This is a genomic window from Flagellimonas sp. HMM57 (assembly GCF_021390175.1).
GTDB lineage: Bacteria > Bacteroidota > Bacteroidia > Flavobacteriales > Flavobacteriaceae > Flagellimonas.
This window is the reverse complement of record NZ_CP090004.1, coordinates 423,640-446,763: the sequence shown is the minus strand read 5'-3', so window position 1 is coordinate 446,763 and position 23,124 is coordinate 423,640. Positions and strand designations below refer to the sequence as shown.

Here is a 23,124-nt window from a genome sequence, read left to right as displayed (position 1 = left end):
ATGATTACTGTGGATAACATGATAGTACAGAAAAAAGTTCAAATACTGGTTTTAGTCTGCATACTAATGGGTGCCGGACTAAAGCTCAGTGCACAACAAGATGCCCAATATACCCAATACATGTACAATACGGTCAGTGTTAATCCTGCTTATGCCGGTTCACGGGGACATTTGAGTATTGCGGCATTGTACAGAAACCAATGGCTAGGATTGGACGGAGCTCCAGAAACGCAAACCCTTAACCTACATACTCCACTGGGGTATAGAGGGGTTGGTTTGGGTGTTTCTGTGGTCAACGATAAAATAGGGCCAACTTCAGAAACGTATTTTGATGTTGATTTTTCATATACGATTTACACTTCGGTGGAGGGAAGACTAAGTTTTGGGTTAAAGGCAAGTGCCCATATGTTGGATATACGTTTTTCGGAGCTCGATGAGTTTGAGCTTGATCCGCAGTTAACATCTCAACAAGATATTCAAAATAAGTTTTCTCCCAATATTGGAGCAGGGGTATATTATCATACAGACCGTTTTTACACAGGACTTTCTGCGCCAAGGATATTGGAAACAACACATTTTGACGAAGCTTCGGTTTCTACGGCATCTGAGCAAGTGAACCTTTATTTTATCACTGGATATGTTTGGGACCTAAATCCTTTTTTGAAATTTAAACCGACACTTTTGACCAAAATGGTACAGGGTGCTCCTTTACAGGTAGATTTATCCGCCAATTTCATGTTCAATGAAAAATTTATAGGTGGTGTGGCGTATCGTTGGGATGCAGCATTTAGTGGTCTCTTTGGTTTTAAGGTTTCGGATGAATTCTTTATTGGGCTTGCTTATGATCGCGAAATCACTGATTTGGGAGGCACAAGATTCAATGATGGCTCAGTAGAAGTTATCCTTAGATATGATTTTATAAAAAGCTTAGGGAATTTAAAATCTCCACGTTTCTTTTAAAAATATTGGGTTTTAAGAACATTTTAAAAACGCACATCTCGATTTTTCCTGACAAACGTCATATTTTTACCTTATGAAAGAAGAAAATGTGATATTGGTCAATGAGGCAGATGAGCCTATTGGTTTAATGCCTAAAATGGAAGCCCATGAAAAAGCGGTCCTGCACAGGGCCTTCTCGGTTTTTGTTATGAACGGCAAAGGTGAAACCATGCTGCAACAGCGTGCAAAAGACAAGTACCATTCCCCTTTATTATGGACAAATACGTGCTGTAGCCATCAAAGAGATGGTGAGAGCAACGTTGAGGCCGGAAAAAGACGTCTACAAGAAGAAATGGGCTTTATAACAGAATTAAAGGAATTGTTTTCCTTTATCTACAAAGCTCCTTTTGACAATGGCCTAACGGAACACGAGTTAGACCATGTGATGATAGGATTCTACGAAGAGACTCCAGTTCTTAATCCTAATGAAGTAGCGGATTGGAAATGGATGTTGCCAAAAGACATCAAAGCTGATATTTCGAAAAATCCGGAAAACTATACGGCTTGGTTCAAGATAATTTTTGAACGTTTCTACAATCACTTAACAGATAATACCCCTGAGAAATGAGAGTGAAAGTTAGTAGAAAAGCAAATTTTAATGCTGCACACCGTTTGTACAGACCTGATTGGAGTTTTGAAAAAAACGATACTGTTTTTGGAAAGTGTAACAATCCAAACTATCATGGGCACAATTATGACCTTATTGTGAGCATAACAGGTGAGATTGACCCAGAAACAGGGTATGTAATGGATCTAAAAGTTTTAAAGGATTTGATAAAACATGAAGTTGAAGATGCCTTAGACCATAAGAACCTTAATTTGGATGTTCCTGAATTTGAGAACTTAAACCCAACAGCAGAAAATATTGCAGTGGTCATTTGGAATAAACTTAGAAAACATATAGCAAAAACTAAGGATTTAGAAGTTATACTTTACGAAACACCTCGTAACTTTGTAACTTATTCTGGTTAAAATGATGCTATACCCATTAAAATTTAAGCCTATTCTCAAAGAACGACTTTGGGGCGGCACAAAACTCAAAAATGTCCTGAATAAACCAAGTGAAAGCGAGATAACCGGTGAAAGTTGGGAGCTTTCTGGAGTTGACGGGGATATTTCTGAGGTTGCTAATGGTGATTTAAAAGGAACACCGTTAAAAAGGTTGATTGAACAAAACGGAAAAGATTTATTGGGTAAGCCTGTCGTAAGTCGCTTTGGTAACAATTTTCCCATTCTCATAAAGTTTATCGATGCCAAACAAGACTTGTCCATTCAGTTACACCCAAATGATGAGTTGGCAAAAGAACGTCACAATTCTTTTGGGAAAACAGAAATGTGGTATGTTATGGATGCTGATCCAGGCTCCCAGCTTATTGTAGGGTTTAATAGAAATGTAGAAAAGGATGAGTATGTAAAAAGCCTTAAGAACGATTCCTTGCTAGATTTAATGAATTATGAGAAAGTAAAAGAGGGAGACACTTTTTTTATAAATACGGGTAAGATACATGCGATTGGTGCCGGTGTTTTATTGGCAGAAATTCAACAGACCTCTGATGTAACCTATAGGGTCTTCGATTTTAATCGCAAGGATAAGAACGGTAACTTAAGGGAATTGCATACCGATATGGCTCTAGACGCCATTGACTACGAAAAGAAAGATGACTTTAAGGTCGATTATTCAAGGTCCTCTGATATTGTGAACGAAATGGTTGATTGTCCTTATTTCAAGACTAATTTTTTAGATTTGACAACAACGATGCATAAAGATGTAACGGAAAGGGATTCTTTTACGATTTACATGTGCGTTGGAGGAGAAGCTGAAATCAAAAATGATTGGGGAACCGTATCCATGGTCAATGGAGAAACTATTTTAGTTGCAGCTGCTAGCACATCAATTGATATAACCACCTCAGGAGCTAAACTTTTAGAAGTTACCATTTAATAGTACCTTTGAAAAAACGTCAGTATGGCAAATATTCGTGATCTTAAAAAAGATATCAATTTTGTTTTAGGTGATATCATTGAAGCTGTTTACCTATGGGAAGCAGGTTCCGATAATAAAGAATCTGAAGAAGGTACTGTAATAATCGATAAAGCCATTGCCGTGTTCGATGAGCTAATGGAGAAAGTACATAAAAAGGATGTGGGAAATAATAAGGCCCATTTTAGGGGAATCAGAAACGAACTCGAAGCCAAGGCGACCGAGTTGGTCGAAGATTTAAATAAGTTGGGCAATTAAGGTCCTTCCCTATTTTCCCAGATACGTTTTAAACTGTCTTCCATACTTGGAATCCAATACTTCTGGAGTAAGAGTTTTGTAAACAGAATCCAAGTACTTAGGATTTGCTTCTTTGGCCTCTGTAAGCATTACATATGGTGTAACGTATGAATCACCGTTCATCATCCCAAAATTGAGAGCATACCTATATCGTCCTAACAGGTTTCTATTTACAAGTTTCTGAATGGAATCCAGCGCCAATGAATCTTCTCTAAATTCCGGTAATAACGCTTTTTGTGAAAGTTCAAGTTCTTTAAGATTAAAGTTGGAAATCATTGCATTGAATTCCATTAATTTTTCGTGGGTTTTGGAACCTTTTATTTTAGCTTTAACATCAAAAGTGTTCCAAAATGTATTTATGTTTATTTCCCCAGGTTCGCCAAAAAAGGTAATCCTATCATTAAAATCATTATTGTCCGCTTTTCTTAGGTGCAAATAAAAAATCTCTGGACTTTCAACTTCATGGGAAAAAGTAAATGCTCCATCTCCTTTAAGTTGTATGGAATCCAATACGACCAATGTTGAATCGCTAAAATGCTGAAATAACAGCGTTCCTTTTTTTAATCCTTTTATGTTTCCGGTAACGGTCATGGTTTTTTCCGTTTTCTTTTCACATGAAAGAACGATGCATCCGAGGATGACTAAAAATAGAATCTTTTTCATTATTAAAATTTAGCGGGGCAAATATCAATAAACTTAATGTAATAATTAAACATTGGAAGCAACTTCCATCAGCAAACCGCACAAATAAGCTCCTGCGGTGCCCACTACATAACCAAAAACAGCCAATAAAATTCCGACAGATGTCAATGAAGGATGAAACTCAGCGGCCACAACCGGAGCGGAGGCCGCTCCTCCAACATTGGCCTGACTACCGACAGCCAAGAAAAAGAACGGTGCTTTTATCAGTTTTGCTACAAGGATTAGAAGTCCAGCGTGAATTGAAATCCATACTAACCCAATTGCTATGAGTCCAGGGTTCTCCATCACCTTTCCTAAATCCATTTTCATACCTATTGTGGCTACCAAGATGTAAATAAAGACCCCACCTATTTTGCTGGCACCGGCACCTTCATAATTCTTGGCTTTTGTAAAAGAAAGTCCTATGCCAATCGCAGTGGCAAATACGACCATCCATAGAAATTTTGAACCTAAGGAAGAGAGTATTTTTTCCTTGTTTCTAATCACTTCAAAATTGTTTTCCAAAAAATCGGCAAAGTGATGGCCCAACAAATGAGCAATTCCAACTCCCGCAAAAGCATACAGTACCATCATCATAAAATCATGAACAGAAGTCACTCTTGCAATTTTGGCCGTATGGCTGGATACTTTCTGCTTTAATTCTTCAATGGAAGAAGTATCGGCTTTTAACCATGCATCTATTCTCTTTGTTTTTCCAACACCGAGTAAGATAATTGCCATCCAAATATTGGCCACAACGATATCTATCAGCACCATGCCTCCATATTTTTCTTGGTTGAACTGAAACACTTCTAGCATAGCTGCTTGATTGGCACCACCTCCAATCCAACTACCGGCAATGGTGGCCAAACCCCTCCAAACGGCATCAAACCCGTTGCCGCCAACGGTTTCCGGGGAAAAAATAGACACAATTAAAATGGCCAATGGTCCTCCTATAATAATACCTATAGTTCCTGTTAAAAACATGATGAGTGCCTTTGAGCCCAAATTCAATATTGCTTTTAGATCGATACTCAAGGTCATTAAAATAAGCGCTGCAGGCAAAAGATATCTGCTGGCGATATAGTAGGTATTGGATTCGGTTTCGTTTATTATTCCTGTGCTTGCCAGTATGGCAGGTAACAAATAGCACATAAGTAAAGTGGGAATGATACTATAGAACTTTTTCCAAAACCCTTTTTTTAGGGAAGATGTATAAAAGACAAATCCCAAGCATAAGCAGAGCAATCCAAAAATAACGGTGTCTTCGGTAAAGGGGAGCTGATTCATAGTGTTGCGTTGGCTATTGATTCAAATATAGGAAAATCAAAGATGGTCTTTGATGAATTGTGCCACACCATTTTCTTTATTGGTTAAAGTGATGGCATCGGCAATTTGTTTTGCTTCATTTCTTGCATTGGATACTGCTACTCCATACCCAACATTTTTTAGCATTTCAATGTCATTATAGTTATCTCCAAATGCTATTACTTCTTTTAAAGTGGTTTTGGGCTCTAAAAGCGTTGCGATTGCCTTTAGTTTTGATGTTGTCCTTGGTGCAACTTCAATCAAGGTATCATTGGAGCGGTAATGGTTTAGAACTGATGAGAATTTGTTTGTCAGCACCAGGGTTATATCATCCATATTTTCCTTGGTACCCATGAGCATTATTTTATGCGGTCCACTATTATTTTCTCTCCACCTTTCCAAGGTTTTCTCGGTAGGTTCAAATATAGGTTCTGCCCTCGTATTGAAGATTTCTTTTTCAACACGCTCGGAGTTTTCACTAACGCACCACTCATCTTTATGGTAAAGTCCAAGTTTAATATTGTAGCATTTGCAACGGTCGTAAAGCTCATCAATATTTTCAGTTGGAATGCTCGTAGAACTAAGCTCTTTAGTTCCTGACATAACCAAGGCACCATTATAACAGATTATCGGATTATCCTGTATGCCCATTCTTTGTTGCAAATAGGTCATGGATTTTGGCATTCTTGCGGAAACCAATATGATTTTTAATTTGTTCTTTATGCGATTGATTTCCGAAATCGTGAATTCGGATACATCGTTTTTTGTTGATAGTAGCGTTCCGTCTAAATCGGAACAGAGCACTTTAAAATTCATTCTAAATGTTTAGCCAGTAGGTAAGCTTCAGGTTTATGGATCTGTTTCTTGGCATAAATGTGTTTACAAAGTAGTTGTCGTTGTAAACAATAAATAAATCCGAAAGCGGTGCAAATCGCCACTGCAAGCGGGAATTGAACCCAAGATTATCCCTTTGGTTGCTATATTGAACCAGGGTTGACCAAAATACAGATTTGTTAAAAGTTACGTTAACCCTTGGACTTATCAACCATAAATCTGCGCTTGGGAAGGGGTCCGGAAGACTGATTTTATCATAGTTCAATGCTAAGGAAAGGGTAACCTTTGGTTGTAACCTCAAACTCATATCTCCTTCAAATGAAAAACGGGTACCATTGAAAAAGTCTCCATACCCAGGTTCCACAGCATATGAGAATACTTTTCTTCGGTCACTTTCGAATCCAATTTCGTAGCTAGTGTAATAATATCCTTGGTTCGCCGGAAGCTCAACAGCGCCATCGGTTCCAGTTGGGTCAAAAGTTTCGGTTAAGAAAGTAAATCTGTTGAACATTCTTATGCCTATTTCTTCCTGTGTCTTAAATTGTGCACCCCATCTGGTAAAAATAGTATAGTCTGTGTTTTGAAAATCTAAAGTAGGTCTCCAGATAGCATTTGGACTAAAGCGAAAACCATGATTGTTTATTTTACCCTTTTTTGGCCAAAAATTGAATTCTACAAAAGGTCTTGCCGCGATGATATCGTTTCTTCTCACAAACCCTAAATCGGACCTAAAATCGTCTCCTACATAATTTCCACGCAGCCCAAAATTAATACGTCTTGAGTTATACTGTAAATCCACGCCCCCAGAACTGTCTTCATTTCCAATATCATGCGCAAAAGATTTATGAAAGAAAAATTTACCTACCCAGGTGTTGTCCGAGGATGCAAGATTGTAATCCAGCCCTACAACACGATTGTATCTATCTTCTTCAGAAACAAAATCATAATCTTTAAAAGTTTCCCTATTTACAAAAATGAAGCTAAGGTTAGACCGTGAGAACATCTTTTTTTGAAGGGCAAAAACGGTATTGTTATTACTTGGGATTTCATTGTCGGTGTCTTCTTCGGTCTGAAGGTTCAACAAACCTAGTCGCCAATCCTCATTTAGTTTTCCACTAAGACGGATTCCACCAATAATACCATTTTCAATTGTTTCACCATCAGCATCTTCTGCAATCCCTATTCTTCTTGAAAAAAATGGGTTAGAGTCACGTTCGTTGCCGAATGTGGCAAATAAATCACTGTTATCGATAAAAAACTGCCTTCTTTCCGGTAAGGAAATCTCGAATCGGGTCAGGTTTGTAAAAATATTATCTACCTCGACATTGGAAAAATCGGGATTAAGGGTGATATCCAAATTCATTCCGTTGCCTATGGATACTTTGGCATCGCCACCAAAATTTAGCTCGTTCACGGATTCATCGGTTTCAAAGTCTTTTGCAGAGAGTCCGTTCACATAAGGTATTATTGCTAAGGGAGTTCTGGATTTTCCTAGGGGCTTTTCAAAAACCATATCTCCCATAAAGGCAAGGCTAAAAATAAGCTGGTTCTGAGGTATTTCCATCCAGGTGCTGGTTTCATTGGTCTGCATATCAAAACGATAGCTGTTAAAGCGCCATTTGGTCTCTCCCTGTTTAAATTTGAAGGATGTCAATGGTATTGCCATTTCACAGATGTAATATCCATCGTACATTTTGGATTCTCCTTTCCATTTTACGTCCCATGAGGTAGTAAAACCACCCAAATCGCCTCCACCGTTGGATATTAGTGCTTCTCTGCGAACTCCATAAGGATTCATGCCAAAAAGAAATGCATTTGTACCATCATTAAAAGTATCGAACAGTAAGCTAATGTTATCATTGCCACCAGCTCTATAATCTCTTTGCAAAGACGGAATTACATAATCATCCCCTTCGGTATTTAATTTTACGCCAATGTATAATGTGGTAGCGCTATAGACCATTTTTATATCGGTTTGTTGTATGGCCAAAATAGAGTCTGAAGGGAAATATTGCTGAAAGTCATGGGCGCTCTCTGCGGTTTCCCAAACGGACTCATCCAGTACACCATCGATTTTGATAGATTGGGTAATATATTTTACGGTAAATTGTTTGGTGTTGGTCTGCGCAACAAGGAAAACGGGAAGGAGCATTGTAACAAGTACAAAACGAAGTATTCGCATTAGATAGTTTGAGTTAGCTCCCCAAATTTAAGATGAAGATGAGTTAAAAAAATCACAAAAATTAGTTATTGCCAATATCTTTCTTTTTTGGCTCCCTTTTGGCCTCTTTAAGACCTTTCATCAATATCCACTCTATTTGTCCGTTTGTGCTACGAAATTCATCAGTAGCCCATTTTTCAATTGCTTTGAGCATATCTTCATTAAGCCTTAAAGCAAATGCTTTTTTCTTACTCATCTATTTTTTACTACCTATTATTTTTTCAATGCTGTCCTCCTCCGTATGTTAATGATTTAACGTCCCGGTATTCACAATGGGCGAAGCATCTTTGTCCGAACAAAGAACGACCATTAAATTGCTTACCATGGCAGCTTTGCGTTCTTCGTCCAAGTCAACTATTTGTTTTTCATTCAATTCGTCCAATGCCATTTCTACCATACTTACCGCACCTTCAACAATTTTATGTCTGGCAGCAACAATGGCGGTGGCCTGTTGTCTTTTAAGCATTGCATTGGCAATCTCCTGCGCATATGCCAGATAGCCAATTCTTGCTTCTAAGACTTCGATTCCGGCCATGGCCAATCTTTCTTGGACTTCTTTCTCCAGTGCTTCGCTTACTTCGTTTAAACTAGATCGCAGGGTAATGTCTTCTTCTATGCCTTCATCCGCAAAATTGTCATAGGGATACATGCTGGCCAGTTTACGAACGGCGGCATCAGTCTGCACTCTAACAAAGTTTTTATAGTCATCAACATCAAATGCAGCTTTATAGGTGTCGGTAACCCGCCAGACCAAAATGGTACTTATCATTACCGGATTGCCCAGTTTATCATTTACTTTAAGGCGTTCACTATCAAAATTACTTGCTCTTAAAGAGATTTTCCTTTTAGAATATAAAGGATTTACCCAATACAGCCCATTTTTCTTTATCGTCCCTACATACTTTCCAAACAAAAGTAATACTCTGGAGCTATTTGGGTTTACTAAAACCAATCCGGCGGTAGATACCAGACCCATTAGGATGAAGATTCCAAACCAAGCGATATGTGTGTAAACTATTATGGTCACTCCTCCAAAAAGTAAAAGTAAACTTACAAATAGCATAAAATAGCCATTGAGCGGTATAATTATTTTTTCATTCTCCATTATAGATTAATTTAAATTGATATTATTTTAATATCATAAATATATTAAATTTATTTTGATTTTTAATTCTTCTCATTTTGAATTTAAAAGCAGGTAATTATTTGGGGTCATCTCAATTCAGTTTTCTAATTTTGAAAAAAATCATCAATCATGAACAAGGTATTTTTTCTTTTTTTATTGGTTCCACTATTGGGATTTAGTAATTATTGGGGGAAAACGGGTCACCGGGTCACTGGACATATTGCGCAGAACCATCTCTCTGGAAAAGCCAAGCGGGCCTTAAATGATTTACTGGATGGGCATAGTTTAGCTTTTGTCTCAACATATGCCGATGAAATAAAAGCAGATAGAAGCAATTCCAAATTTTCTCCTTGGCATTATGTCAATTATCCTTTGGACATGCGCTATGAGGATTCAGAAAAAAGTGAATTTGGCGATGTGGTCATGGCTATTGAAGAATGTATCCGGGTTGTGAAAAATAAGAACAGTGAAAGGGAGAATAGAGTGTTTCACTTAAAAATGTTGGTACATCTGGTCGGTGATCTGCACCAGCCCATGCACACAAGTAGGGCAGAGGATAAGGGCGGTAACGATATTCAATTGCAATGGTTTGGCGAGGATACCAATTTACACAGGTTATGGGACACAAATCTGATTGTTTCCTATGGCATGACCTATACCGAGTTGGCTATCGAACTTGATAGATTGTCCAGAAGGGAACGTAAGAAAATTCAGGAAGGAACAATTTATGACTGGGTACATGAATCCCATTTGTTGGCTGCGGAGCTGTATGCTTCGGTTGAGCTAGGTGAAAAAATTGGATACCAGTATAGTTATAAGTACAATGATTTACTGTTTGGTCAGTTGCAAAAAGGTGGGTTAAGGCTAGCCAAAGTATTGAACGATTTGTTTGCCTAAATGATTATCTGATTATTCTAAAGGTCAGATTAATCCGCTCACCAATTTTCTTGGCTGTTTTTGCTATTTGATGATGCCAATGGTGCTGCGTTTCTCCTTTCATCAATAAAAGACTTCCATGCTCTAAAAGTATCTTATGCTTTAATGCTTTGTCTTTTTGGTGCCTAAGATTGAAAAACCGTTCTGCTCCAAATGATACGGATGCGATTATTGGATTCTTGCCTAACTCTTTTTCATTATCTGCATGCCACCCATTACTATCTTTTCCATCTCTGTAATAGTTTAAAAGACAAGTGGAAAACTCAATGTTAGCCTCTTCTTCGATCATTGATTTTATCTGGAGTAATTCTGCCGTAAACACATACGGTTGCATGGTTATATTGGAATAGGAGTACGCTCTTCCGTTATTTCCGTAGAGTGCGGTCAATCTAGGTTGATCATATGTTTTTCCAAAGACGGTAATCTTATCTTGTTGCCAGGGAGTCTGGTCTCTGAGTGTCTTAAAATAGACATTGGCCTTTTCTTGAGTTAAGAAATTAGGGTAGTAACAGATATCACTGTCCTTTAGCCCTAAATCTATTTTCTCGGAGAAAAGCGACATTTTACTTTAGCACACTTTTTAATTGATTCCGATATTCTGATGGATTTTGTCCCGTAAAAGCTTTGAAAGATTTATTAAAGTGCGAAAAGTTATTGAAACCACTATCATAACAGACTTGCGTGATACTGATGGGCTGCTCGGCCAAAAGTTTGGAAGCATGGACCAATCGGTACTCGTTTACAAATTGCGTAAAGGTCTTATTGGTTATTTTTTTAAAATACCTACAAAAAGATGGAACGGTCATGCTCACCATATCTGCAATTTCATCTAAACTGATATCCTCCTTAAAACTGATCTTCACATGATTAAAGACAATGTTTATCCTATCATTGTCCTTGACTTCGGTCTCCATGGAAAACCCCTGACCATTAAGCACTTTTATCTCATCTGAAGTGGCCAGTTGGTTTAATATATTGAGTATTGATAACAAGCGTTGAAAATCGGTCTGATATTCCAATACCTCCATTTTATCACCGACTTTGTTTTTTGTCTTTCCAGAAAATGCAATCCCACCTTTGGCGACTTCAAAAAGCTTATGGATATTTCGCATCTCGGGAATGTTAAAAAAATCATTTCCAAGAAAATCCGCCTTCATCTGTATAATGGTTTCACTTTTATTTCCGGTAAGTTTATCTGTAAATCCGCAGTGAGGCAGGTTAGATCCAATAAGGATAAGGTCACCGTTTCTAAAATAAGATACATGGCTTCCTATCTGTCTTTTACCGGAGCCACCATTAATGTATACCAATTCCAATTCTGGGTGGTAATGCCATCCATTGTTCTTGTTTACCTTGTTTTCATCAAACTTTTGGTAGGTAAACGAGTTTCCGAAACTTGGTTCAATTATTTCAAAAGCAGGTTTTTGAATCATTGGAGCCGTTTTAGGTTTATTTATGTAAAGTTATTACCGGGACAATCATACTATATATGCAAAATTAACTAAAATCTATGTTATTTTAACCATGATGTTAGTTTAACATGGTAAGGGTGGTAATATTCCATATAAAATGGAAAAAATGGTGGTGTTTTGGCTGGTAACCCTGTAGTAGTTTTGTCTTGTAATCTTAAAAAAACGAAAAGTTATGAAGACAGTTTTAAATTATGTTACGGTAGCAGCATTCCTCTTAGTATCAACCGCAGGAATTGCAAATGGAACGGTAAATGCCTTAGACAAAAAAGGTAAGGCTAAAAGTGAAGTAGAAAAAAGTTTGATTTCTATTGAACTAGACCCGGTTTTTATTAAAAAAGGTGATAAAATATTGATGAACCTATTGAACATTTCACAAGGTGAAGTGATTCTAAAAGTATATGATAGTGAAGCTAGACTTGTTTATAGCGAGTCAATTGAAGGAGAGCTTGTAGTAGAAAAAGCTTTCAATTTTGAAAAAGCTTTTGAAGATGAGTATACAGTAGTTGTTGTAGATAAAATGGGTACCTACAAAAAGACTATTGAAGTAAGATAGTTTGTTTAGTTAATTTCAGTGCAAAGGAGGTCCAGTTTGGGCCTCTTTTTTTATACATACTTTTTTAATTTCTCTTTTTTGCTCTTGGGTAATCCGTCATTATTGAGCGCCAATTTCAAAATAGCTTTATCTTTTTTTCTGGCGAACAACAATTTATAAAACTGTTGTATGGTCAATGTGTTTTCGGATTCTTTCACCAATTCCATTGTGTCTCCAGTTTGGACCTCGCCTACTTTCAGGATTTTCACATAAGTTCCCGGACGTTCATGGTCTATGAACTGTTTCAAAATTTCTTGTGTTCCAAATCGTATTCCCAATTTGTAGCAAGGTTCTCTAGGCTGAGTTATCTGTACCAGACTGTTTCCAATCTTATAGATATTCCCAATCCTCAGTTTTGATTCATCTAATCCTTCGATAGTGAGGTTTTCTCCAAACATGCCCCAGTTCCATTCCAGTTGGGGATATTTCTCTCTCCAATAGGGGTAATCGTCGGAAGAAAAAAGATAGCATGCCTTAAATTCACCACCGTGATGCTTACGGTCGATAATGACGTCTCCTTCCACGTTTTCTTGTTCTAAAAGAAGCGATTTTTCCGTTGGATACTTGTAAATACCTGTTTCTTCTTGTTTCCCGTTCCAGAAAATGGTGGTTGGCTCAGCAATATTTGTGGATATAACTTTCATGTTTTAAAGATTTAGATAAAAATACACCCAATACATCAATCCAAACTGTAAAGGAATTCTAAGAACAAGAATCCATTTTGGTACTCCAGCAGATGCTTTTTCACCGGTTAACATATAAAAGTGAACCAAAAGAAATAAAAAAAGCATTAAAATGATTCCATAAATTGCCAAATTCTTGGTTGGCTCAAAACATAGGGCAATTCCCAAAACAATTTCTGCAAGTCCGCTTAGTTGGACAAGCAATTTATGATTGGGAAGATATCTGGGCATGATTCGCAAGTAGGCTTTAGGATAAATAAAATGCATAATCCCAGCAAAAACATACATAGCGGCCATTAGATATAGGTGCCAAGGATAGTTCATAAGCTATTCTTTAAAATACCAAAAAGGGATAACCTCCCGTGTTACTGTTGAAATTGAATCCTTCTTTTTTTGTTTGCGTTTGATTCTTAGCGTATGTAAGCCTTCTTGTAGGTCTTTTATATCAAGATAAGTTTCAAAGCCCAAGATATTCTTGATTCCTGTAGTTACAATAAAATCACTGTCCTTGGTTATACTATCAATCTCGAACGAATACATTTCGTTGAATACGTTAAGGTATAGTTTTCTAATACTGTCCTTTTGTTTTTTGCTCTTTATCCTATCATCCCAACTTATACTAAATTGAATACTTGAAGTTAGGCCTCTTCTGTCTTTTTCTGGCTTCAGCGTTTCCTTGAAACTAAAAATCCTATCTTCAATACCTTCAGAAAAAGGAATGAACACCTGTAAATAATTTGTAGTAATCACTTTAGACGGTATCGCAACCTCACCCGGAAAATCCTCATCTTTTACTAGCATGTCAAAATAGTTCTCCTGATTGGCAAACATGTTTGATGAGTCTTGTTTGTCATCAAGAAAATTAGAGTTTCGATATTCCAAGGAGGTAATCAATAAGATGGCAAAGTAGACAGGGGTAAGCAAAAGAATTAATCGCTTTCCAAATTTATTGTCCAAGAAATTATAGACCAATGGCCTATACAAAAATGAAAGCGTTAAAAAACTGAATACCCAATAGAAAGGAAAATACATCTTTGCTATCCATTTATTGCGTTTTAAAAGTCCTTGTGTAATAAAATCAATAAAAGTGAGGAACATTCCAAAAACAACGAACAGAACTAAAGTTACCCCCAAACCTTTACTCAGCCAGTCAGGCAAACTGTCGTTGTTAATGATGAAAAATGAAATTAGAACAATGGTTATAATGATGATCGTTATGGCCAGTACATAGAAGACAAGTAAAAAGGATATCGCAAAGAGAATACTGCAATAGTTTTCCAGATTGCCAATGTAACGATCAAAAGAGACTATTTTTTTACTTAGATAATTCTTGAACCGACTATTGTAATTGAGCACATCGAAGTCAATATCCCCTGACACATATCTTAGACCCAAAGCTCCAATCCATAACCCGCGCATAACAACATGTAAAAGTAGATTGAACAGCAGGATAGAACATGCCAACAGTAACACAAGATAAACGACCAAGCTATATACCTGCTCATTGTTTTGTGCATTGATCATTTCTATTTTAAGAGGGTCATAAGCTGTAAATAGACCAAAAATGGCAAAACCCGATATGATGAGTTCGAGCTCCCAACTTTGTTGCTGCAGCGAGTCCAGCATTTTTTTGAAAGCAGGGTTTTTGTAATCGTTCTTCATTGATAGGAATGGTTTTCGCTTCAAGATAAAACTTTTACCTAAAAAAACCGCTCTAACTTGGTCTAGCCGAGTCATGAGCGGTTTCTGGTATATTTTGCATTCCTTACTTCAAGAGCAGGAATGGCCTAAAACTATTTGATCATATCGTAGCTACGTGCTATAAAATTGGTAAGTTCCTCACCTTTCAACAATCCTTTGGACAATCTTGCCAAATCCAGTGATTGATTGATCAAGCGTTCACGCTTTTTGGAAGTTTTGGTATTCAGTATTTCACCTACAAGCTCATGGTTGGTATTTACGATAAGATTGTACATTTCTGGCATACCGCCCATACCGAACATTCCACCTCCACCGGTCTGTTGCATTTCTTTCATTCTGCGCATAAATTCAGGTTCCGTGATAATGAATGGGGATGAAGTGCTGTCCATGGCCTCCATCTGTATGGTATAACCCTTTTCTTTGACCACTTCTTCTATTTCTCCTTTTAGCTTTTCCTTTTCCTCATCGGAAAGTTTGGAAATTGCAGTATCCTCTTTTTTAATAAGATTATCTACATGGTCTGCATCCACACGAGCAAAGGACAGCTTCTCTTTAGAGGTTTCCAACTTCTGCATAAGGTGGGAAATGATAGGGGAGTCCATTAATAAAACTTCGTATCCCTTTTTCTTGGCGGCTTCAATATAACTGTGCTGCGCCTCTCTGTCCGAAGCATAAAGAACCACAAGTTTATCATCCTTATCCGTTTGACTGTCCTTTATTTTGTTTTCCAACTCTTCAAAAGTGAAAAATTCTCCGTCTACGGTAGGATACAGTGCAAATTTGTCCGCTTTTTCAAAGAATTTATCCTCGGAAAGCATGCCATATTCAATGACTACTTTAATATCATTCCATTTTTGTTCAAAATCCTCACGGTTATTTTTGAAAAGAGAATTTAATTTATCAGCCACTTTTCTGGTGATATAGGACGATATTTTTTTTACGGCTCCATCGGCCTGTAAATAAGATCGGGAAACGTTCAAGGGAATATCTGGAGAATCTATAACCCCACGAAGCATGGTCAAAAATTCGGGGACAATACCTTCTACGTTATCCGTAACAAAAACCTGATTTTGATAAAGCTGAATCCTGTCCTTTTGAATATTTAGGTCGTTTGAAAGTTTAGGAAAGTACAGAATACCGGTCAAGTTAAAAGGATAATCAACATTAAGATGGATGTTGAAAAGTGGTTCTTCAAATTGCATTGGATATAGCTCTCTGTAGAACTCCTTGTAGTCCTCATCTTTTAAATCGACAGGTTGCTTGGTCCATGCCGGATTTGGATTATTGATAATATTATCTACCTCTTGAGTCGGTGCCGGATCATCTTCTTTAGCATCTTCTGGTTTAGGTAGGGTTTCCGTTTTCATCCCGAATTTTATTGGGATGGGCATAAACTTGTTGTATTTCTTCAACAAGTCGGTAATTTTCGAATCTTCCAAGAATTCTGTGGAATCCTCTGCTATGTGAAGAACAATCTCAGTTCCCCTATCGGTTTTTTTGGCCTCTTTTAATGTGAACTTGGGTGAACCGTCGCACGACCAGTGTACTGCAGGTTCATCTTTAAAGCTTTTGGTGATAATTTCAACTTTTTCCGCAACCATAAAAGCGGAATAGAAACCAAGCCCAAAATGACCAATGATTCCAGCGTCCTTACCAGCATCCTTGTATTTATCTAAAAATTCCTCTGCTCCGGAGAAGGCAACTTCGTTAATATATTTTTTCACCTCATCTTGGGTCATCCCAATACCTTGGTCCACAATATGGATTTTCTTTTTGTCCTTATCGACCTTGACCTCTATCATTGGGTTTCCATACTCAACTTTGGCCTCACCTATGGAAGTAAGGTGCTTGAGTTTTAATGTTGCATCTGTAGCGTTTGAAATAAGTTCTCTCAAGAATATTTCGTGATCGCTATATAGAAATTTTTTAATAAGTGGAAATATATTCTCTACCGAAACATTGATTTTACCTGTAGCCATATTTTTAATGAATTTCTTTGAATTTTAGAACATCATGACAAAAAAAATACCATAGTTAAGAATATGACAAACTGACACTGTACGTTTATTTTAGAGGCAAAGCTAAAATTTAACATATTTTGTTTATTCTTTTTTTAATAATGATAAACAAAATGTATATCTTTGAAGTGTTATAGAAAAATTGCTATGAAATAGATTATCTATAACAAGTTTGTTTATTTATTGGTTAGGTTGTTGAAAACGCACTTTCACTCGAAAGTGCGTTTTCCTTTTTAATTCTTAAAATCTTAACTAAAATCTGTTTGATAAATCGTATTTTTGATTAAACACAACATATAATGGCAAATACTACAACCGCAAAAGTAACAGAAGACAAAATCGTAGGATGGTTTATGGATTATGTTTTGGAACATGAGATAATTCCTAAATCTGTGTATAAGTTCTGTAAAGAACATAAGATCAAAGAATCGGATTTTTACAGGTATTTCGGTTCTTTTGAAGGTTTACGCCACCGTATTTGGGAAAAGTTTTATGAGAATACAATGTCGGTAATGCAAAAGAACAAGGCATATGATAACATGACCAATGAGGAAAAGATGCTCACTTTCTTTTTTACTTTTTTTGAATCGTTAACATTGAACAGGAGCTATGTGATGTTCGTGCTTAACGAACATAAGGGGCGCATGGAAAAATTAACTCAGTTAAAAGGCCTTAGAAACCATATCAAAGATTTTGCTATAGAACTTATTGAAGAGCGAAATAGTGACAAGAATTTGAGGATTCTTAAGAGAAGTCCACAAATCTTTTCTGAAGGCGCCTGGTTGCAATTTTTATTCCTTTTAAAGTTTTGGATGGACGACAACTCACCAGATTTTGAGAAAACGGACATCGCCATAGAAAAATCCGTGACAACTATTTTTGAGGTGTTTGAAAACACGCCTTTGGAAAAAATAATTGATTTTGGGAAATTCCTATACAAAGAAAATTTTGCTTAAAAGCCTATGAAGACATTGGACAGTATTCCCACGGGAAAGATTGAAAGAGCAGGAAAACTTGTGAAAACAGGTGTGAAGATAGGTGGTAATTACGTCAAATATTACGGTAAGAAATTGGTCAATTCAGAATCGGCCAAAGAAGAACTCGACCAGGACAATGCAGAAGATATTTATGACGGGCTAAAGAGCTTAAAAGGAAGTGCCCTTAAAGTTGCCCAAATGCTCAGTATGGAGAAAAACCTTCTCCCCAGGGCCTATGTTGAAAAATTCTCACTTTCGCAGTTTTCAGTACCACCACTTTCCGCACCTTTGGTAAGGAAGACATTTAAAAAGTACCTTGATAAATACCCTGAGGAAATTTTTGACACTTTCGAAAAAGATTCTGTCAATGCTGCCAGTATAGGTCAAGTTCATAGAGCCAAAAAAGGCGGCAAAGAATTAGCTGTTAAGATTCAATATCCTGGTGTGGCAAAAAGTATCAGTAGTGATTTAGCTTTGGTGAAGCCCATTGCCATAAGAATGTTCAATCTTAAGGGTAAGGATTCTGAAAAGTATTTTAAAGAAGTAGAAAATAAATTGGTTGAAGAGACCAATTATATTTTGGAGCTCAAGCAAAGTGAAGAAATTACGCAAGCTTGTGCCGACATTCCCAATATAGAATTCCCAAAGTATTATGAAAACCTGTCCAGTGAGCGCATCCTTACTATGGATTGGATGAAGGGCAGACACCTTAGTGAATTTGCCAAAACCGAATTTGACCAAGATTTAGGAAATAAATTAGGTCAGGCGTTATGGGACTTTTACATGTTCCAAATTCATAGTTTGCGCAAAGTCCATGCAGACCCACATCCCGGAAATTTTTTGGTAAGTCCTAAAGAAACTTTAATAGCCATAGATTTTGGTTGTATTAAAGAAATCCCGGATGAGTTTTACGTGCCTTATTTTGAATTGGCAAAAGAGGATAACATCAATAATGATGAGATCTTTATGGAAAAACTCTATGAACTGGAGATATTGACACCTACGGACTCCAAAAAGGAGCTCGAATTCTTCAAGGCTCTGTTCAAGGAAATGCTTACCATATTCACCTCCCCGTTCAATGAAGAAGATTTTGATTTTGGAGCGGACGATTTTTGGAATAAAATTGCTGATTTGAGCGAGCGTTACTCTAAAGATGAACAGATTAAGAAGATGAACGGGAACAGAGGATCGAAACACTTTTTATACATGAATCGGACATTTTTTGGCCTTTACAATCTTCTTCACGATTTAAAAGCTAGGGTAAAAGTAAATCAGTTTAAGAAGTACATCGACTAATTTTTTTGATATATTCTTTGTTGCTTGAATATATTTTTTACTTTTCCATTAAAAAGTTGTTTACTTTTTTAAAAACCAACAACACAAAAAATTATGTATAATTCAAGAATATCCGGTCTGGGATTTTACGTTCCAGAAAATGTGGTTACCAATGACGATTTGTCCAAAGTTATGGACACTAATGATGAGTGGATTCAGGAACGTACCGGAATAAAAGAGCGAAGGCACGTAATTAAGGGAACGGATACTACAACATCTATGGGGGTTAAAGCAGCAAAAGTTGCCATAGAACGTGCAGGTATCGATAAAGATGAGATTGATTTTATTGTCTTTGCCACTTTAAGTCCAGATTATTATTTTCCTGGTCCAGGAGTTTTGGTACAACGAGATTTGGGTATAAAAACCGTTGGTGCCTTGGACGTAAGAAACCAGTGTTCCGGATTTATATATGGAGTCTCTGTAGCGGACCAATATATTAAGAGCGGTATGTATAAAAATATATTGGTAATCGGTTCCGAACTGCATTCGCATGGGCTGGATATGACCACTAGGGGCAGGGGAGTCTCTGTTATTTTTGGTGATGGTGCCGGGGCCGCTGTACTCACTAGGGAAGAAGATGCTTCGAAAGGAATTCTATCATCCCATTTGCATTCAGAAGGACAGCATGCAGAAGAACTGTCTTTGATCGCACCGGGAATGGGAAAAAGATGGGTTACCGATATTATTGAAGAGCAAGACCCGGAAGATGCTTCCTATTTCCCTTACATGAACGGACAGTTTGTGTTCAAGAATGCGGTTGTTCGCTTCAGCGAAGTAATTATTGAAGGATTAAAAGCCAATGGTTTGAGTGCAGAAGACATTGATATGTTGATTCCGCATCAGGCCAATTTGCGTATCTCACAATTTGTACAAAAGAAATTTGGGCTTTCCAATGACCAAGTGTACAACAATATTATGAATTATGGTAACACTACTGCGGCTTCAATTCCAATAGCCCTAACTGAAGCTTGGGAAGCTGGTAAAGTAAATGAAGGGGATTTAGTGGTGCTTGCCGCATTTGGAAGTGGCTTTACATGGGGGAGCGTTATAATTAAATGGTAAAAAACAAGCCACTGGTTCTGATAAAGAACCAGTGGCTTTAAATGATAAACCTTAATTATTAACCAACCAACACCGTATTAAGGAATATCAAAAATTTATTATAAAATACCTCCGCCAGATTCTTTGGTATTGCTGTCCCTTCTCTTGCGTTGTTTTGCTTTGTTTTTTCCACTTCCAAATCGATAGGACATACCGGCATACAAATTATTGCTTTCCCAGTTGAATCCGCCTTCTTGTTCATAAGGGCGATCTCCATCAAAACCAAAGCGCATGGTATTGAACATATCGTTGTAATTCAAGCTTATAGTACCTTTTCCTTTTGCGAAACTGTAACGAGCTCCAAGATTAACAAAATACATGGGCCTTGCGGTAAATTGGATGGTCCTGTTTTGCCCCCTGTAAAATCCAAACAACTGAAACGTTAATGATTTACTTACCTTAAAACTATTGTTTAGCCTTAAATTCCATGCGGTGTTGTCCACCTCTACCCGTTCTTCCACAATATCATTTTCAGTAGGATTGGGACTATCGCCGCTCAAACTTTCAGTAACTCCTCTTTGGGTTTGTGAAAAGAAATCAAAGCTTCCATTGATACTCCACCATTCCGTGAATTTATAATTCGTTGAAAGTTCGAAACCATAGGCAGAGGTATTTTCAAAATTGTCGAATGTGAGAATAAGTTTATTGAAATCCAATCGATCAACATAAACGGCTCGGTTGATTTCATCCGAAATAGCTCTATAGAAAACCCCGGCAGTAATACTTCCGTTTTTTAATCTTCTTGTATAATTGGTCTCATAGGAATTGGTAAACTGGGGAACCAAACTTGGATTTCCAAAGGAAGAAATCAAAGGAGTTGCCCATTCCCTAACAGGGTTAACCTGTTCCAATCCCGGTCTATCCACACGTCTGCTATAACTTACTTGAAACTGATTTTTCTCATTTGGATTGTACGTGATAAAGGCTGATGGATATAGTTCGGTATATTCATCGGTAAAAGCTCTTAACCTGTTGGTATCGGCCTTAACTTCCACATCCTCCAAACGAACTCCCGCTTGATATGAAAATTTACCTCTGGTTTGGCTGAAGGTCACATAAGCAGAATAAATGTCCATACTATAGATAAAATCCGTGCTTGGTGTGGGAATCAAATCCCCACCGGAATTAAAAGATAAACCAGTAGAGGAATAGTCAACATCGGTTTCAAAGGTTCTAGATTCCAAACCAACTTCTAATTTGGAAATACTGTCAAGAGGATTCACATAATCTAGATTTACAAAGGTCTGCGTACGTTCAGTATCGACAAAATCCATATAATCAGGAAATAGAGATGCTCCAATCGACCTGAAATTTGCATCTTGATCACTATTGAACCTATTGTGGTCTATTTCCAATTCTATATTATGACCTTCTTTTTTGAAATCGTGTTTGTAGTCAAAGTTGTATTGCTCACTTTGATTTTCATTTACATCGGTAAAGATTTGGGTTACATTTCTAGATAAATCGGTGTTATAAGTAACATCCGTAATACCTTCTCCGTTCCCATCAAAAATGTTTTGATTGGTGAAAACTGAGATGGTGTTTTTGTCGTTGAGATAAAAATCAAATCCTACTTTGTAAAGGTGCGACTTGTTATTATTGAAAAAATCGAAAGCTTGTAACGAGTTTTCATCGAGTCTGAGAATAGTTCCGTCATTTACATATTTGCCAATATTATTACCGTAATTACCATAAAAGTTGAATTTCCCCTGTCTGTAGTTCAAATCTATCGAGCTATTGAACTTCGCTTCTATTGCCTGAGTGAGACCAACGGTTGCATTTCCATTAAACCCAACATTGGCGTTCTTGTGCAGTACAATGTTTATAATTCCGCTCATTCCTTCCGGATTGTATTTTGCAGAAGGATTTGTAATAAGCTCAATCGATTTTATCGATGTGGAAGGTATTTGCTGTAATAACTGTGCAACAGGTACATTAGATAGTTTGCCATCTACCATAACCCGTACGTTGGAGTTTCCACGCAAAGAAATGTCACCGGTCTGTGAATCTACATTGACAGATGGGATATTGTTCATGATATCCGAAGCGGTGGCACCCGCTGTGGTCAAATCTTTTCCAACGTTAATTATCTTTCTGTCCACACGTTGTTCTATGGTCGTTCGTTCGGCCACAACCTCTACTTCTTCCAGTTTTTCGGCATCTTCCATTAATGTAATGGTACCAACATCCAGTTTTTTATTTTTTTTGGTTATTTCCAGCTTTTGCGAATGTGTTTTGTATCCTATAAACTGGACTTCCAAAATAAAAACTCCCTCGGGTAGTTTGACTATTTCAAATTTCCCATCTTCCGTTGTTATCCCTCCAGTAATTGTCTTACTGCCGTCTTCGGATTTGATTACAATAGCGGCATAGGCTATGGGTTGTTGCTGTGCATTGTCTATTACCGTACCAGAGATAGAACCAATTTTGGTATCGGTGTTGTCATTTGCTTGTAAATCTGTGGAATAAATACTGCACAAGAGCAGTGTGAAAAGTAAGAATACCCTTTTCATGACTTTGTTCGTTTTTGATTGATTATTGATTGATGATACTTACTAGACGATACCTGTTACTGATTGTTACATGCAGTATGGAATTTAACATTCTTTAACAAAAATGACAGACTATTTAAATTACACAAGAGTATGGCGGAAACCCATTAAGTACAGCTATTTATAAAAAAGAGAGGCCCTGGTATCAACTGTAAAAGTATTAACCAAGGCCCTGTTCATTGATAAGCTATACTAAACACTAACCATTAACTATAAAAGATACAGTCTTATCAATGATTAATTTTATATGTACAATAGACGAGTTTTTTTTTGATTAGTTACAATCTTTGATTTAGTTTAACATTAAAAT

General features: G+C 37.2%; 23 protein-coding genes. 10 read left to right on the top strand and 13 right to left on the bottom strand.

Features of this window, described 5'->3' with window-relative positions:
* The 5 genes from LV716_RS02025 (at nt 1) to LV716_RS02005 (ending at nt 3,238) form a co-directional block, all read left to right on the top strand.
* Nucleotides 1–960 (top strand): type IX secretion system membrane protein PorP/SprF, encoded by a 960-nt coding sequence (locus LV716_RS02025; protein ID WP_205600145.1) that lies wholly within the window; start codon nt 1–3, stop codon nt 958–960.
* A gap of 73 nt (nt 961–1,033) precedes the next feature.
* Nucleotides 1,034–1,567: an isopentenyl-diphosphate Delta-isomerase gene (gene idi, locus LV716_RS02020; RefSeq protein WP_163419562.1), complete on the top strand. Its 534-nt coding sequence runs from the start codon at nt 1,034–1,036 to the stop codon at nt 1,565–1,567.
* Nucleotides 1,564–1,971, top strand: coding sequence for a 6-carboxytetrahydropterin synthase (locus LV716_RS02015; protein WP_163419564.1), 408 nt, complete (start codon nt 1,564–1,566; stop codon nt 1,969–1,971). The genes idi and LV716_RS02015 overlap by 4 nt, the downstream gene beginning before the upstream one ends.
* Before the next feature lies 1 nt (nt 1,972).
* Nucleotides 1,973–2,941, top strand: a complete 969-nt coding sequence (locus LV716_RS02010; protein WP_163419565.1) for a type I phosphomannose isomerase catalytic subunit — start codon at nt 1,973–1,975, stop codon at nt 2,939–2,941.
* Between the two features lie 24 nt (nt 2,942–2,965).
* Nucleotides 2,966–3,238 carry a hypothetical protein gene (locus LV716_RS02005; RefSeq protein ID WP_163419567.1) on the top strand — a complete coding sequence of 91 codons (273 nt, stop codon included), beginning with the start codon at nt 2,966–2,968 and terminating at the stop codon, nt 3,236–3,238.
* Between the two features lie 9 nt (nt 3,239–3,247).
* On the opposite strand, the gene LV716_RS02000 is transcribed toward LV716_RS02005, so the two are convergent.
* From LV716_RS02000 to LV716_RS01975, 6 genes are all read right to left on the bottom strand, one after another.
* Entirely contained in the window at nt 3,248–3,940 is a 693-nt protein-coding gene (locus LV716_RS02000) for a DUF4369 domain-containing protein (protein ID WP_163419569.1), read from the bottom strand.
* Between the two features lie 45 nt (nt 3,941–3,985).
* Nucleotides 3,986–5,248, bottom strand: a complete 1,263-nt coding sequence (locus tag LV716_RS01995; protein WP_163419571.1) for a DUF819 domain-containing protein — start codon at nt 5,246–5,248, stop codon at nt 3,986–3,988.
* A 36-nt stretch (nt 5,249–5,284) separates the two neighbouring features.
* Complete coding sequence (locus LV716_RS01990) at nt 5,285–6,082, bottom strand: Cof-type HAD-IIB family hydrolase (protein ID WP_163419573.1); 798 nt, start codon at nt 6,080–6,082, stop codon at nt 5,285–5,287.
* 1 nt (nt 6,083) lies between these two features.
* Nucleotides 6,084–8,282: a DUF5916 domain-containing protein gene (locus LV716_RS01985; RefSeq protein WP_163419575.1), complete on the bottom strand. Its 2,199-nt coding sequence runs from the start codon at nt 8,280–8,282 to the stop codon at nt 6,084–6,086.
* Nucleotides 8,283–8,343: 61 nt separating this feature from the next.
* Entirely contained in the window at nt 8,344–8,517 is a 174-nt protein-coding gene (locus LV716_RS01980) for an Arc family DNA-binding protein (protein ID WP_163419577.1), read from the bottom strand.
* Nucleotides 8,518–8,565: 48 nt separating this feature from the next.
* Nucleotides 8,566–9,426 carry an SPFH domain-containing protein gene (locus LV716_RS01975; RefSeq protein ID WP_163419579.1) on the bottom strand — a complete coding sequence of 287 codons (861 nt, stop codon included), beginning with the start codon at nt 9,424–9,426 and terminating at the stop codon, nt 8,566–8,568.
* Nucleotides 9,427–9,576: 150 nt separating this feature from the next.
* Between LV716_RS01975 and LV716_RS01970 the strand changes: the two genes are divergently transcribed.
* Nucleotides 9,577–10,344, top strand: a complete 768-nt coding sequence (locus tag LV716_RS01970; RefSeq protein WP_163419580.1) for a S1/P1 nuclease — start codon at nt 9,577–9,579, stop codon at nt 10,342–10,344.
* A gap of 4 nt (nt 10,345–10,348) precedes the next feature.
* Here LV716_RS01970 and LV716_RS01965 read toward each other — a convergent pair whose 3' ends face one another.
* Complete coding sequence (locus LV716_RS01965) at nt 10,349–10,945, bottom strand: alpha-ketoglutarate-dependent dioxygenase AlkB (RefSeq protein WP_163419582.1); 597 nt, start codon at nt 10,943–10,945, stop codon at nt 10,349–10,351.
* A gap of 1 nt (nt 10,946) precedes the next feature.
* Complete coding sequence (locus tag LV716_RS01960) at nt 10,947–11,816, bottom strand: AraC family transcriptional regulator (protein ID WP_163419584.1); 870 nt, start codon at nt 11,814–11,816, stop codon at nt 10,947–10,949.
* A 211-nt stretch (nt 11,817–12,027) separates the two neighbouring features.
* On the opposite strand from LV716_RS01960, the gene LV716_RS01955 reads away from it, so the two are divergent.
* Complete coding sequence (locus LV716_RS01955; protein WP_163419585.1) at nt 12,028–12,408, top strand: hypothetical protein; 381 nt, start codon at nt 12,028–12,030, stop codon at nt 12,406–12,408.
* Between the two features lie 50 nt (nt 12,409–12,458).
* On the opposite strand, the gene LV716_RS01950 is transcribed toward LV716_RS01955, so the two are convergent.
* The 4 genes from LV716_RS01950 to htpG form a co-directional block, all read right to left on the bottom strand.
* Entirely contained in the window at nt 12,459–13,091 is a 633-nt protein-coding gene (locus tag LV716_RS01950; protein ID WP_163419587.1) for an MOSC domain-containing protein, read from the bottom strand.
* Nucleotides 13,092–13,094: 3 nt separating this feature from the next.
* Nucleotides 13,095–13,454 carry a MauE/DoxX family redox-associated membrane protein gene (locus LV716_RS01945; RefSeq protein WP_163419589.1) on the bottom strand — a complete coding sequence of 120 codons (360 nt, stop codon included), beginning with the start codon at nt 13,452–13,454 and terminating at the stop codon, nt 13,095–13,097.
* A gap of 3 nt (nt 13,455–13,457) precedes the next feature.
* The gene (locus LV716_RS01940; RefSeq protein ID WP_163419591.1) at nt 13,458–14,792 is read right to left on the bottom strand and encodes a hypothetical protein; all 1,335 of its coding nucleotides are present in this window, start codon (nt 14,790–14,792) and stop codon (nt 13,458–13,460) included.
* 131 nt (nt 14,793–14,923) lie between these two features.
* On the bottom strand, nt 14,924–16,810 hold the full coding sequence (htpG, locus tag LV716_RS01935) for a molecular chaperone HtpG (protein ID WP_163419593.1): 1,887 nt from the start codon (nt 16,808–16,810) through the stop codon (nt 14,924–14,926).
* A 338-nt stretch (nt 16,811–17,148) separates the two neighbouring features.
* Here htpG and LV716_RS01930 point away from each other — a divergent pair, with 338 nt between their 5' ends.
* From LV716_RS01930 to LV716_RS01920, 3 genes are all read left to right on the top strand, one after another.
* Entirely contained in the window at nt 17,149–17,805 is a 657-nt protein-coding gene (locus tag LV716_RS01930; protein ID WP_163419595.1) for a TetR family transcriptional regulator C-terminal domain-containing protein, read from the top strand.
* Nucleotides 17,806–17,811: 6 nt separating this feature from the next.
* A complete protein-coding gene (locus tag LV716_RS01925) occupies nt 17,812–19,122 on the top strand; it encodes an AarF/ABC1/UbiB kinase family protein (protein WP_163419597.1) in 1,311 nt (436 codons plus the stop codon).
* 93 nt (nt 19,123–19,215) lie between these two features.
* A complete protein-coding gene (locus tag LV716_RS01920; protein WP_163419599.1) occupies nt 19,216–20,223 on the top strand; it encodes a 3-oxoacyl-ACP synthase III family protein in 1,008 nt (335 codons plus the stop codon).
* 98 nt (nt 20,224–20,321) lie between these two features.
* Here the strand turns inward: LV716_RS01920 and LV716_RS01915 are convergent, their stop codons facing one another.
* Entirely contained in the window at nt 20,322–22,775 is a 2,454-nt protein-coding gene (locus LV716_RS01915) for an outer membrane beta-barrel family protein (protein ID WP_163419601.1), read from the bottom strand.
* Nucleotides 22,776–23,124 lie beyond the last annotated feature (349 nt).